The sequence below is a fragment of the Paenibacillus sp. FSL L8-0502 genome (assembly GCF_038593055.1).
GTDB lineage: Bacteria > Bacillota > Bacilli > Paenibacillales > Paenibacillaceae > Paenibacillus > Paenibacillus polymyxa_D.
In genome coordinates, this window is the sequence record NZ_CP151958.1 from 117,501 (window position 1) to 131,222 (window position 13,722).

At 45.1% G+C, this 13,722-nt stretch carries 12 protein-coding genes, 1 tRNA gene and 2 rRNA genes (1 of these 15 cut by a window edge); 13 read left to right on the plus strand and 2 right to left on the minus strand.

The features are described from left to right. The 12 genes from NSQ57_RS00430 to NSQ57_RS00485 all read left to right on the plus strand — a co-directional run. Window positions 1-802, plus strand: a 23S ribosomal RNA gene (locus NSQ57_RS00430) (it extends 2,127 nt beyond the left edge of the window). Between the two features lie 152 nt (window positions 803-954). After that, a 5S ribosomal RNA gene (gene rrf, locus NSQ57_RS00435) occupies window positions 955-1,071 on the plus strand. A 346-nt stretch (window positions 1,072-1,417) separates the two neighbouring features. Next, window positions 1,418-2,875: an IMP dehydrogenase gene (gene guaB / locus NSQ57_RS00440; RefSeq protein ID WP_013308172.1), complete on the plus strand. Its 1,458-nt coding sequence runs from the start codon at window positions 1,418-1,420 to the stop codon at window positions 2,873-2,875. 336 nt (window positions 2,876-3,211) lie between these two features. Then, the gene (locus NSQ57_RS00445; RefSeq protein ID WP_029514963.1) at window positions 3,212-4,600 is read left to right on the plus strand and encodes a D-alanyl-D-alanine carboxypeptidase family protein; all 1,389 of its coding nucleotides are present in this window, start codon (window positions 3,212-3,214) and stop codon (window positions 4,598-4,600) included. Between the two features lie 131 nt (window positions 4,601-4,731). Then, entirely contained in the window at window positions 4,732-5,613 is an 882-nt protein-coding gene (gene pdxS, locus NSQ57_RS00450) for a pyridoxal 5'-phosphate synthase lyase subunit PdxS (protein ID WP_025720037.1), read from the plus strand. A gap of 16 nt (window positions 5,614-5,629) precedes the next feature. Further along, window positions 5,630-6,196: a pyridoxal 5'-phosphate synthase glutaminase subunit PdxT gene (gene pdxT, locus NSQ57_RS00455; protein WP_029514961.1), complete on the plus strand. Its 567-nt coding sequence runs from the start codon at window positions 5,630-5,632 to the stop codon at window positions 6,194-6,196. Between the two features lie 35 nt (window positions 6,197-6,231). Then, window positions 6,232-7,515: a serine--tRNA ligase gene (gene serS, locus NSQ57_RS00460; RefSeq protein WP_025720034.1), complete on the plus strand. Its 1,284-nt coding sequence runs from the start codon at window positions 6,232-6,234 to the stop codon at window positions 7,513-7,515. A gap of 89 nt (window positions 7,516-7,604) precedes the next feature. Next, a tRNA-Ser gene (locus tag NSQ57_RS00465) sits at window positions 7,605-7,693 on the plus strand. A gap of 144 nt (window positions 7,694-7,837) precedes the next feature. After that, a complete protein-coding gene (locus NSQ57_RS00470; RefSeq protein WP_029514958.1) occupies window positions 7,838-8,179 on the plus strand; it encodes a hypothetical protein in 342 nt (113 codons plus the stop codon). Window positions 8,180-8,205: 26 nt separating this feature from the next. Next, window positions 8,206-8,376, plus strand: a complete 171-nt coding sequence (locus NSQ57_RS00475) for a hypothetical protein (protein WP_007428073.1) — start codon at window positions 8,206-8,208, stop codon at window positions 8,374-8,376. 72 nt (window positions 8,377-8,448) lie between these two features. Continuing rightward, complete coding sequence (locus NSQ57_RS00480) at window positions 8,449-8,604, plus strand: small acid-soluble spore protein P (protein WP_029514956.1); 156 nt, start codon at window positions 8,449-8,451, stop codon at window positions 8,602-8,604. 199 nt (window positions 8,605-8,803) lie between these two features. Beyond that, a complete protein-coding gene (locus tag NSQ57_RS00485; protein WP_165150530.1) occupies window positions 8,804-9,880 on the plus strand; it encodes a hypothetical protein in 1,077 nt (358 codons plus the stop codon). A gap of 83 nt (window positions 9,881-9,963) precedes the next feature. On the opposite strand, the gene NSQ57_RS00490 is transcribed toward NSQ57_RS00485, so the two are convergent. Further along, the gene (locus tag NSQ57_RS00490; protein ID WP_342425491.1) at window positions 9,964-10,530 is read right to left on the minus strand and encodes a GNAT family protein; all 567 of its coding nucleotides are present in this window, start codon (window positions 10,528-10,530) and stop codon (window positions 9,964-9,966) included. Window positions 10,531-10,590: 60 nt separating this feature from the next. Next, window positions 10,591-11,091: a tRNA adenosine(34) deaminase TadA gene (gene tadA / locus NSQ57_RS00495; RefSeq protein WP_069011491.1), complete on the minus strand. Its 501-nt coding sequence runs from the start codon at window positions 11,089-11,091 to the stop codon at window positions 10,591-10,593. A gap of 328 nt (window positions 11,092-11,419) precedes the next feature. On the opposite strand from tadA, the gene NSQ57_RS00500 reads away from it, so the two are divergent. Then, complete coding sequence (locus tag NSQ57_RS00500) at window positions 11,420-13,696, plus strand: PAS domain S-box protein (protein ID WP_342425492.1); 2,277 nt, start codon at window positions 11,420-11,422, stop codon at window positions 13,694-13,696. Window positions 13,697-13,722: the final 26 nt, after the last annotated feature.

Here is a 13,722-nt window from a genome sequence, read left to right on the forward strand (position 1 = left end):
ATTGAATTTGGGTACGATCTGTACAGGATAGGTGGGAGCCGTCGAACTTTGAGCGCCAGCTTGAAGGGAGGCATCCTTGGGATACCACCCTGATCGTATCTAGGTTCTAACTTGGTACCGTAAACCGGTGCGAGGACAGTGTCAGGTGGGCAGTTTGACTGGGGCGGTCGCCTCCTAAAGAGTAACGGAGGCGCCCCAAGGTTCCCTCAGAATGGTTGGAAATCATTCGAAGAGTGCAAAGGCAGAAGGGAGCTTGACTGCGAGACCTACAAGTCGAGCAGGGACGAAAGTCGGGCTTAGTGATCCGGTGGTACCGCATGGAAGGGCCATCGCTCAACGGATAAAAGCTACCCTGGGGATAACAGGCTTATCTCCCCCAAGAGTCCACATCGACGGGGAGGTTTGGCACCTCGATGTCGGCTCATCGCATCCTGGGGCTGAAGTAGGTCCCAAGGGTTGGGCTGTTCGCCCATTAAAGCGGTACGCGAGCTGGGTTCAGAACGTCGTGAGACAGTTCGGTCCCTATCTGTCGTGGGCGTAGGAAATTTGAGAGGAGCTGTCCTTAGTACGAGAGGACCGGGATGGACGTACCGCTGGTGTACCAGTTGTTCCGCCAGGAGCACCGCTGGGTAGCTATGTACGGAAGGGATAAGCGCTGAAAGCATCTAAGCGTGAAGCCCCCCTCAAGATGAGATTTCCCAGTATGTAAGACCCCTTGAAGACGACGAGGTAGATAGGTTGGGGGTGGAAGTGCAGTAATGCATGGAGCTGACCAATACTAATCGGTCGAGGGCTTATCCTAAGAATAAAACGCAAATGAGTTTCGGATCCAGTTTTCAGGGTGTAACCTTGAAGGTATGTACAAGTGACATACGACAAGCGCATGGCTATTCATTCACACGATATGTGGTGAACCGAATAACCGTACGGAAGAATTTGCGTAGCAAATTCATGTTTGGTGGCGATAGCGGAGGGGTTCCACACGTACCCATCCCGAACACGACCGTTAAGCCCTCCAGCGCCGATGGTACTTGGACCGCAGGGTCCTGGGAGAGTAGGACGTCGCCAAGCAACAAGTAAAGAGGACCATGATCTCATTGAGATCATGGTCCTCTTTGGTATATTAGGGTACAAACCACTTGTATAATTGCTTCTATGCTGCGCATTCAAAGAAGAGATACGCTCTTGTGAATAGCTATTACTCTTAAAAACGCTTATTTTTAAAGGTTGTCCTCCGTAGGAGTACAGTTGTTTGTACAGGGAAATACTAAAGGTTAGGGCTATTGTTGAAGGCTTGACACCCCTATACCGCTTTGCTAAGATTGCAATAATATATTTTCAGAGAGCCTTGATTTGTCCATGTCGGACAGACAACAAGACCAATACAGACTAAACAATTTGAAGGAGGATCATCTTGGTGTGGGAAGATAAATTCGGTAAGGAAGGCCTTACCTTTGACGATGTTTTGCTGGTACCTCGCAAGTCGGTGGTTCTGCCCAAAGAAGTAAGCGTGGCGACACGTTTGAGTGATAACGTAAAGCTGAATATTCCTTTGATGAGTGCTGGTATGGATACTGTTACTGAGGCAGTGTTGGCAATCGCGATGGCTCGTGAGGGCGGTATCGGTATTATTCATAAAAATATGTCGATTGAACAGCAAGCGGTAGAGGTGGATCGGGTTAAACGTTCTGAGAGCGGTGTTATCACCAATCCATTCTCATTGACTCCGGATCATTTGGTATCTGATGCTGAAGCAGTTATGGGTAAATACCGTATTTCTGGTGTACCTGTTGTAAACGAAGAAAACAAACTGGTGGGTATTATTACTAACCGTGATCTTCGCTTTATTCACGATTTTAACCTTAAAATCAGTGAAGTCATGACGAAGGAAGAACTGGTAACTGCACCTGTAGGTACGACTTTACAGGAAGCGGAAGTCATTTTGCAAAAGCATAAGATTGAAAAGCTCCCTTTGGTCGATGATGAAAATTATCTCAAAGGTCTTATCACCATTAAAGATATTGAGAAAGCTATTCAATTTCCGAACGCAGCGAAAGATGCACAAGGTCGTCTTCTGGTCGGTGCGGCTGTTGGTATTTCCAAGGATACATTTGATCGGACTGAAGCACTTGTAAAAGCGGGTGTGGATATGATTGTTGTGGACTCTGCTCACGGCCATCATATTAACATCATTGAAGCGGTCCGCAAGCTGCGTGAAGCTTATCCTGATCTGACGATTGTAGCAGGTAATGTAGCTACTGGAGACGGAACGCGCGAATTGATTGAAGCAGGAGCATCGGTCGTAAAAGTCGGTATTGGTCCAGGCTCCATCTGTACAACACGCGTAATCGCAGGGATAGGTGTTCCACAAGTAACAGCAATTTATGATTGTGCAACAGTAGCACGTGAATATAATATTCCGATTATTGCAGACGGCGGTATTAAATACTCCGGTGAAATTACAAAGGCCATTGCGGCAGGCGCTTCTGCGGTAATGCTGGGAAGTCTTTTTGCAGGTACGGAAGAAAGCCCGGGCGAATCTGAAATTTATCAAGGACGCCGCTTTAAAGTATATCGTGGTATGGGCTCTATGGCTGCGATGAAGCAAGGTAGTAAAGATCGTTATTTCCAAGATGACGACAAGAAATTGGTACCGGAAGGCATTGAAGGACGCGTTGCTTATAAAGGACCACTTTCCGACACTGTCCATCAGCTGTTGGGCGGTCTTCGTTCCGGTATGGGTTATTGCGGTACAGCTAATATTGAGGAGCTTCGTAACGATACAAGCTTTATCCGTATTACAGGTGCTGGTCTGCGTGAGAGCCATCCGCATGATGTGCAAATTACGAAAGAAGCACCAAACTACTCTCTATAAAGTTCGGCTGTAGTAGACTTGACGACAGGCAGAGCGTATTTCGCTCTGCCTGTCTTTTTTTAGAGATACCCCTGTGATAGAATAGACAAGTGTCCGCCTTTATGACGAAATTATTGACGAATTAGGGCACGTAGGTCTTTTGGATGATTCCTACCAGTAAAGAAGATTCGAGCAGAAAATGCTCATGACAGGATACAACTAAGAAAACGAAATAAAACGAAATGAAACTGGATTTTAACACTAAAACATTAATTACATTGGCCAAGTAGAGGCTGTAACCACCGTCTCGTTGTACATAACGGATCGGGTTGAGGTACGAGAGGAGTTTGTATTCATTTGAAAGCGAACAATTTAAAGCAAAATACAAAACGCAGCATGATTAAAAAGAGCGTGACTGCAGTCATGGTGCTCAATATGATGTATATGTCGGCATTGCCTGTTGTAGGCAATTTCGATCCGAGCGTGGCTACTTTTGCAGCTGGAGCGGCAACACAGGCAACCAATATTACGGGGACAGGTTCTATTAACCCCCCTAGTCTGGCACTACGTTCTGCCATTTTGATCGAGCCTTCCACGGGGCAAGTATTGCTGTCTATGAATCCAGATGAGCCACTTCCACCAGCAAGTATGACTAAAATGATGACAGAATACATCGTGGCTGAACAGGTTAAGCAAGGCAAACTCAAGTGGACGGATAAGGTTACGGTTAACGAGAATGCTTCTAAGAGCATTGGATCACGTATTTTTTTGGCTCAAGGGGATCAACATACGGTAGAAGAGCTTTATATTGCCATGGCGGTAGGTTCTGCTAATGATGCAACAGTAGCCCTTGCTGAACGCGTATCCGGAACTGAGCAGGATTTTGTAAAACTAATGAATGAAACAGCTCAGAAAATGGGCATGAAAAATACGTATTTTATCAACTCGACTGGTTTGGACCGTGGTGATATGCCGAAAGGCTTCCAGCCGGATACAGACCGGGAAACGGTGATGACAGCGAGAGATGCAGCTACTCTGGCTGGTTACATCATTAAAGATCATCCGGATTACACACGATTCACGACAATTCAATCTTACAAATTCCGTCCTACTGACAAGGCGCCGATTATTAACTATAACTGGATGCTGGAAGCAAACAAAAATATTACTAACTTTAGAAAGTTTGCTTACCCAGGTTTAGACGGGATGAAAACAGGCCATACGGCCAATGCTGGCAACTGTTTTACAGGAACCGCTGAACGCAATGGAATGCGTCTCATCAGTGTAGTTATGGGAGCTGATTCAGATGCACACCGTTTTACAGAGACAGCTAAAGTGCTGAACTATGGTTTTGATAATTTTGAAGTGAAGCAGGTTATTGCCCCAAAGACGGTGGTTAAGGGTGTTGAGAATGTGCCAGTGACCAAAGGTACGGAAACAGAAGTGCCGATCGTTACAAAAGATGCAGTAAGTTTTATCGTACCCAAGGGTGCGAGCAATCCCAAGGTAACCTTTACAACGAACATTACACCAGCAAGCTCTCTTGTAGCACCTTTGAAGCAAGGGGCCAAAGTCGGAACCATTACGTACACGTACAAGACAGACGGTGTGGATAAAGGGCAGACGAAAACCGTTGATCTGGTTACTACGACAGCAGTAGAAGAGGGCGGCTGGTTCCGAATGCTTTTCCGGGCAATCGGTGATTTCTTCGGAGATCTGTTCCAAGGAATTAAGAATCTCTTCTAAATAAGCAGAGCTAAGCGACCTACCTTGTTTTTCATTACTTATTTTGCAGCTTGAAATGATTGTGTATTTGGCATTGGTGCGGTAAAATATTTAGTTAGAATCTAAACGTAACCCTTACAGGAGGCAACGACATGGAAACGGGAACTTCGCGTGTAAAAAGAGGTATGGCAGAGATGCAAAAAGGTGGCGTAATCATGGATGTCATGAACGCTGAGCAGGCTAAAATTGCAGAGGCAGCAGGAGCTACAGCTGTAATGGCTCTTGAACGGGTACCTTCGGATATCCGTGCAGCTGGTGGGGTTGCTCGTATGGCTGACCCAACGATTGTGGAAGAAGTTATGAAGGTTGTTTCTATTCCTGTTATGGCTAAGGCTCGCATCGGTCACTTTGTAGAGGCAAAGGTACTGGAATCTCTCGGTGTTGACTATCTCGATGAGAGCGAAGTATTGACACCTGCGGATGAAGTTTTCCATATTGATAAGCGGGAGTTCACCGTTCCATTTGTTTGTGGAGCCAAGGATCTGGGAGAAGCACTGCGTCGCATTGGTGAGGGTGCATCTATGATCCGTACGAAGGGTGAACCGGGAACTGGGAATATTGTTGAGGCCGTTCGTCATATGCGTTTTATCAATGGTCAAATTCGCAAGGTGCAAAACTTGTCGAAGGACGAGCTGTATGCAGAAGCGAAAAACCTCGGAGTTGCATATGAACTGCTGTTAGAAGTGCATGAGCTTGGCAAGCTGCCAGTGGTTAACTTTGCAGCGGGTGGTGTAGCAACACCTGCTGATGCCGCGTTAATGATGCATTTAGGCGCTGATGGCGTCTTTGTAGGTTCTGGTATTTTCAAGTCGGATAGCCCTGAGAAGTTTGCACGGGCAATCGTGGAAGCGACCACTCATTATACGGATTACAAGCTGATCGCAGAAGTCTCCAAGAATTTGGGAACTCCTATGAAAGGCATTGAAATTTCCAAACTGGCACCGCATGAGCGCATGCAGGATCGTGGTTGGTAAGAAAGAAGGGACCGGCATGAAAATAGGTGTATTGTCGCTGCAAGGCGCTGTAGCTGAACATATACGAAGCGTTGAACGTGCGGGTGCGGAAGGTATAGCGGTGAAGAAGATCGAACAGCTCGATGAGCTGTCCGGTCTTATCATTCCCGGTGGTGAAAGTACCACTATCGGTAAGCTAATGCGCAAGTATGACTTTATAGAGGCTATACGTCAGTTTTCCAATCAAGGCAAGCCTGTATTTGGCACTTGCGCAGGATTGATTGTACTGGCTAAAACGATTCAAGGACAGGAAGAAGCACATTTGGGACTAATGGATATTACAGTATCGCGTAATGCATTTGGTCGCCAAAGAGAGAGCTTTGAAACAGACTTGAACATTAAAGGGATTGAGGAACCGGTTCGTGCCGTATTTATACGCGCACCATTAATACAGTCTGTTGGAACGGGAGTAGATGTGCTGTCTGAGTATAACGGCGAGATCGTGGCAGCCCGTCAGGGTCATTTGCTGGCTTCATCCTTCCATCCGGAGTTAACAGACGATTACCGGTTACATCAATATTTTGTGGATATGGTCCGCGAATAGTGAAAGTCAGGTTTGTAGTGTAGGAGGGATTACCTGTGTTAGATATAAAGATTTTACGTAATGAGCTTGGTAGGGTTGAGAAAGCTTTGCAGAACAGGGGAAAATCTCTGGATCTGATTAATGGTTTTACAGATCTGGATGTAAGCCGTCGTGAGTTACTTCAGGAAAGTGAAGGGCTCAAAAATCGTCGGAACGTGGTATCCGGTGAAGTAGCCAAGTTGAAGAAGAATAAGGAAAATGCGGATGATCTTATTGCAGAAATGCGTCAAGTCTCCGATCGTATCAAAGAATTAGATGAGCAAGTACGCGAACTGGAAGTTCAGATCGACGAACTGGTGATGTCTATTCCGAATATTCCCAATGAAACAGTACCTGTTGGCGCATCGGAAGAGGATAATGTAGAAATCCGTCGCTGGTCGGAGCCGCGCGAGTTTTCCTTTACACCCAAAGCGCATTGGGAGTTGGCTCAGGATCTAGATATTCTTGATTTTGAAGCAGCAGCCAAGGTAACGGGTTCTCGTTTTACGTTCTACAAAGGACTGGGAGCAAGACTAGAGCGTGCGCTGATTAACTTTATGATGGATCTGCACAGCAGTGAGCATGGTTATGAAGAAATGCTTCCTCCATACATCGTAAATCGGGACAGCTTGTACGGAACGGGCCAACTTCCGAAGTTTGAAGAAGATTTGTTCAAGCTGCGTGATACGGAGTATTATCTCATTCCTACGGCTGAAGTTCCGGTAACGAACTACCACCGTGAAGAGATCATGAATGCGGAGCAGCTTCCGAAATATTATGTGGCATACAGCTCATGCTTTCGCTCAGAGGCAGGATCAGCGGGACGTGATACACGTGGTCTGATCCGTCAGCATCAGTTCAATAAAGTAGAGATGCTTAAGTTGGTTCACCCGGATACCTCTTATGAGGAATTGGAAAAAATGACGAATAACGCTGAGCGTGTTTTACAGCTGCTCGGACTTCCATATCGTGTGCTGGCACTTTGCACGGGAGATATGGGTTTTACGTCTGCCAAAACGTACGATCTGGAAGTATGGTTGCCTGAGAGTGGCATGTACCGCGAGATTTCTTCTTGTTCAAACACAGAAGACTTCCAAGCGCGTCGTGCGAACATCCGGTTTCGTCCAGATTCAAAGGCGAAGCCTGAATTTGTACATACGCTGAACGGATCAGGATTGGCTGTAGGGCGGACTGTGGCTGCTATTTTGGAGAACTATCAGCAAGAGGATGGAAGCATCGTGATCCCAGAAGTACTGCGTTCATACATGCGAGGCATTGAGGTTATTGCTCCTAAACAGTAAGTATTGCATTCTTAGAAATTCTGTGGTAAAATAATTTTGTTGCGCCTGAGTATGTTTAAAAGGGAAGCAGCTTTATCCATTTACCACCTGGAGAGGTACCGAAGCGGTCATAACGGGGCGGTCTTGAAAACCGTTAGAGTGCAAGCTCACATGGGTTCGAATCCCATCCTCTCCGCCATATTCTAAATAAACCAAGCCATTCAAATACGATAGCTGGTACATTAGCCTTTAGATGCTAGTGATCAGGAATCGTGGAGAATGGTTTTTTTGTTGTATAAAAAGCTCGGTTTTTTCACACGTTATCAGATATGGAGGTGCTGGCATGAATCGAGAAATGACAGTAGATCAGCAAAAGCTGGTAGAGGCCTGGCAGGAACAACTGCCGATTCTTTTGAATTCAGGGGATAAATCGCAGGTACAGGCAGATGAAGCTGACAACCGGGCTATACGAATCCACATCGAGGTAGAAGGCCGACAAATGTACTCCTTTGATTTTGCATGTACTTATGTAGATTCCCGGGAAGTGCAGGTTAGCTTAGTCGATGTAGAGCGGGATGGACAGTCTGTAGATGAACGAACAGATATCATTCAACAGCTGGTGTCCGATTATACTCGGCATATTCACCAATGTGCCCAAACATTACAGTCATTGACGCATTCGTAGTATGAAGGAATGAGGAGGAAGGATACATGACAAAAGCCAAAAACGGACTGGATAAAAACCTATCTAACATTGTTGATGATTTGGAGCAACGTCCAGTGAATAGTCATCAGGCACAGCAAGTGCAGCAGGATCGTAATGATCGCCGTCATCAGGATTCACTAAACCACGATAAAACAGAAGATCTACACCATCTATAGTCCTATTTTTAATGGTAATAAACGGATTTGTTGATGTACCACAAATATAGACTGAGAATGGAGGATGCATAAATGGGCAAGCCTAAAGCCATTCCTGTCCCTGAAGCACAGGATTCTGGTGGAAGTAACGAAAAGCGTGAGCGTAGTCATCAGCAGGAGCCGTTATCTGGTTCCAAGAAGGTGAAACAGCGGAATCACGTGGATCATCATAACAGAGAAGGTTCATAAGCAGGAAGACCTTTCTCCTAAAAATATACTGCATCGATAGTACACCCTGGTTAGGAGAACCAGGGTGTCTTTGTGCTTATTGTAAGAAAATTTTCCAATAAGTGTTTCGCTGTTTGAGAATATGAGTTAAAATAGGAGGTGTGTATTTTTTTGTTAGCATAAAAAAAGGGGTTAATTACGAGAGGAGAGAATCTACACAATGAGTAAAAAGTTATCCGTCTTGGTACTCACTATGGTGTTGCTTTTGACGGTAGCCCTGGTAGGTTGTAGCAAGAAGTTAGAACCGAAGGAAGCAGTTACGACCGGTACTGCAAATGCAATGAAGTTGAATTCTTATGAATCCAAAAGTCAATTTACCGTTAAGGATCTGACAATTTCATCTGCTACTTTACCAAGTGAACAAAGTGCAATGATAACCAGTATGCTGAAAAATGCAGACATTACGCTGGACGGTGTATATCAAAAAGAACCTTTCCAATCTGAAATGACGCTCGGCATTCATTTGAAAGGTGATCTTTCCACCAGCTTCACGATTCCAATGGTGATGACTAAAGATAAACTGTACGTTAAAATTCCTAATATTCCATTTTACCCGCTTCCACAGGATGTTGTAGGTAAATTCCTGATCATTGATCCACAAGAACTGGCTAAACAATCGGGACAAGAATTTAACCCTGCAGCTATGGATCAAGAAAAATCGCAGAAATTTGCGAATGAAGTGATCGCTGCTATTATGAACGAGTATGATCAAGCTACGTACTTCTTTGATATTGATCCTAAAGACGCTAAGTTGCCACAAGGCGTTGAAGCTAAACAAGTAGTTCAGTTTAAAATAACGAACGACAACGTGAAGCAAGCAACCAATACATTTATCACTAAGGCGCTTCCTAAAGTCCTTGATATAATGTCTAAGGACGAATATGCTAGCATGCTTCAAGTGAAGAAGGAAGAGCTGGCTGAAGCGAAGAAAGAACTGCAATCTAACACCAGTGAAGTTAGCAAAAAGCTGGATGAGTTGAAAAACTACTTGACAGTGAAGCAGTTTGACATTAATACAGCTTTGAACAAGGATAACATTCCTGTGTATCAAGACCTGAATGCGAATGTAGAGATGAATGATCCGGCTACAAAAGACAATGTGAAATTGTCTGTAACAGGCTACACGCAATACAATAAAATCAATGCTAAAGCAGCATTTAAAGTAGGTATTCCAACAGCTGATCAAGTCCTGACGATGGAACAACTGCAACAAAAAATGCAAACTGTTGCTCCTTAAGTATGGGATGACATGATTGCAAGAAAACCGCTCGGCATAAGCCGGGCGGTTTTTTGTTTGTTAATGTTGCCCTGTACAGTCATTTAGCTCTGCCACACTTCATCCTCGGCTAAAAGTCCAAACACCTGGTGATCCTGCCATGTGCCCTGAATCTGTACAAGCTTGCGAGCAATGCCTTCTGGTCGAAAGCCACATTTTTCTAATACACATTGTGAGCGATCATTATGCAAAAGAGTACCCGCTTGAAGACGATGTAGAGATAAGGCACGAAAGGCATATTGTATGATCAACTTTAAGGCGGCGGTCATATGCCCTTTACCCTGTTCATGATGATCCATCATGTAGCCGATATCAGCGAATTGTCCAACTCCACGTACTAGATTGGAAATGGAGATATAACCGATGAGCCGTTCTTCCTTTAAGAGAAAGATACCGAATACGTAACCTCGATCTTCTTCGGCTTGCCGCAATTTCTGACGGATGTAGTCCTGTTGTTTCTCTAATGTGAAAAATGAATCCTCGTAAAGCGGCTCATAAGGCGCATGGGAATCCCTATTTCGGTGCCTAAGGGCGAGAAGGGCTTCGCTATCCGCCAAGCTAAATGGCCGTAAAAAGATACCTTGAGGCGTATTATACAAGCTCATAGGCATGGGGTGATCTCCTTCCATGGGGAATTAGCAATGAGATGAGGTATTTTGGACTGTGTCTCCTCAGAATGAAGACGGGGGAGGAGACAATTTGGCTGCCGCTCTTTTTTGCCGCAGATGCCGAAAGAAGCTCGTTAGCAGCGATGCACATTCCTCCTGCAGTACACCACTAGTTACTTCTGTACAATGATTGAACCGAGGCTCCTGTAATAAATTCATCAGCGTGCCTGCGCAGCCTGCCTTGGGATCTGTAGTGCCGTATATCAAATGGGGAACCCGTGATTGCACAATGGCTCCGGCGCACATTGGACACGGCTCCAGAGTGACATACAGCCTACAATCCAGCAGGCGCCAGGCACCTAAGTGCTCACTGGCCTGACGAATGGCGACCATCTCTGCATGTGCGGTTGGGTCAGCATCCGTCTCGCGCAAATTGTAGCCGCGACCGATGATTTCATTATCTTTTACGATGACAGCCCCGATAGGGACTTCACCTAACGTTTCTGCCTTATACGCTTCCTGAATGGCTTCTTTCATCCAATAGGCGTGATCCATGGTGGTCACTGGGAAAATGCTCCTTTCAAAACGCGGAATTATCCAACGAACAAATATTCCGTTGTTAACATGATGTGAATAAAATTGTGGATAACAAGGTACTTGTCCACAGGTTTATCCACAGTTTATAATAAAATCTGTGTATTTGTGGACTACCTGTGGATGATTATCTTTTATATTGTAGGCAAATCCTCGTCTATTGACAATACTGTACACAAGGTGTGTATTTATGTATATCCGGTAAATGTAAATGCTGGTATCACAGGCGCTATTACGGTATCATTGAGTTAGCAATTCCCAGTAATCGCCAGCATGCGGCAAGAGGTGAGAAATCAGTGTGTCGATAAAAATCAGAATAACGATCATTTTGTCGGGGTCCGTCCTGTTTATCCTTTTATTAAACATCGCACTTAATTATTACACGACCCACGAAAACCTAAGAAGTGACAGTGAAACTAAAATGGTTCTGACGGCTAAAATTATCGGAGGAGCTATCGAACAAACCCAACATAGCTGGGAGGCCGTTGACAAACAGCTCGGATATAATCTGTGGCTTTCTGCCACGTTGGCTGCCAATCAGCTCGATCCTGACATTCGAAATATTCAGCAGAAACAGCTTCAAAAGGTGGCCTCACTCCACAGAGATACTAATATTTCCTTGATGATTCGAGACGGGCAGGGGTATAAGGTTGTTAGATCCTCGGATCCTAAAGAAGTAACGCCATCCGATCCATTGACAGGATATTGGAAAAATGCAGTTGACCAATTATATGAGCACGGACAGGCTGCAATGGTGCAAGGTCAGAAACTGGATCATTTTTGGACGGGGTCATTTGACTACACCGGTTCAGACTCCTCAGATATTAACAAATGGGGATTTTATTATGATCAAAAACGTAACTACTTAATTCGAATTTCCTTTCAGGATACTTCAGTACAAAATTTCATAACCATCCTGAGCCCCGATGAGATCGTAAAGCAAACTCAACAAGTGGATTATCGCATCATGGAGATTACAGGAATTAACCCTGCAACCTTTGGTGGCGCTTCGATGGACAAGAACGGAAACGATTCGAAATACTATTACATGTACAACAAACCGATCCAATTCGGCACGTATCAACTAACAAGGGTGCAGGAAGATCGTTTGGCCGTGTCCAGAGCTATCCTCTCGGGGGAGAGTATTGTACAAGACTGCTATATTAAAGGTGAGCGGGTTCTCGTCAGTTACATACCTTTTTATCCGGCTAATCGTGATGCCTATGTTATCCGTATTGTTATGAATTATGATACGATCACTTCTGTTATTTCCAAGCAATTGATAAGTTTAATTGCCATTTCCATTGTCCTTTTAGAGGTGGTGATCATTGGAAGCTATGTGCTGGCAAGTCTGTTTGTCCGCCCAATTCAGTCGATTCTGGGGAAAGTGAATGAGATGGCTGACGGTCATTTTGATACACGGCTAGAAATAAAAGGTGGTCATGAGCTTGCACAGTTGGGTGAGCGCATCAATGCGATGGCCTACAACCTAGGGATGTACACGAGAAGACTCGAGCAGATGTATGAAGAGAACCGTTCTGTAAAGGAACATCTAGAATCGGTTATTAATCAGACAGCAGATGCGATTCATGTAACCGACGAGGAGGATCGCGTCGTTCGGGTCAATCATGCCTTTGAAGCTTTGTACGGCTGGACCAAGAAAGAATTGGTTGGTCGTAAGTTGGAATTTGTACCTCCACAGCAACAGGAGGAATATGAATTTCAGAAGAAGAGCCTGCTTCAGGGAGAGAGCATCGTATCAAGTGAGTCCCTTAGAATGCGGAAGGATGGAAGTACAGTAGAGATTAGTATGAGCACATCGCCTATTCTGGATGAAGAAGGCCAGATTTTGGGGTTTATCTGCGTGTCGCGTGATATCACGGGTCGCAACCGGATGGAGGAGTTGTTGCGCAGATCAGAGAAACTGACAACCGTCGGGCAACTGGCGGCAGGCGTAGCGCATGAGATTCGTAATCCGCTAACCACGCTACGTGGCTTTCTCCAACTACAGCAGCAAAATCAAGTGTTGAATATGAAACACAACGATATTATGATGTCTGAGCTGGATCGCATTAATTTGATCGTTAGCGAGTTTTTAATACTGGCGAAGCCACAGGCAGTGCATTTTCAGAAAAAAGATGTTCGTTATATTGTGAGCGACGTGATTTCTTTACTAGATAGTCAGGCGCATCTGCTGGGCATTGTATTCAACCTTCAGGTCACGGACGAGCCTGCCCTGGTATACGCTGAAGAAAATCAGTTAAAGCAAGTATTCATTAATTTACTTAAAAATAGCATGGAGGCTATGAGTAAAGGTGGCATCATCACGATTCATTTGTTCTTGGAGGGAGAAAACGTTAAAATCTTCATACGGGACCAGGGAGCGGGTATTCCCGCAGAAATGCTGTCCAAGTTGGGAGAACCTTTTTTCACAAACAAAGAAACAGGTACAGGACTAGGACTTATGGTCAGCCAGCGTATTATACAGAGTCATAAAGGCACACTGGATATTGAAAGCACAGAGGGAGAGGGAACGACAGCCCTGGTGCAGCTTCCGATTGCCAAGCCGGAGTAACGGGCTGGGGCGCAGGAGGAAGTGTG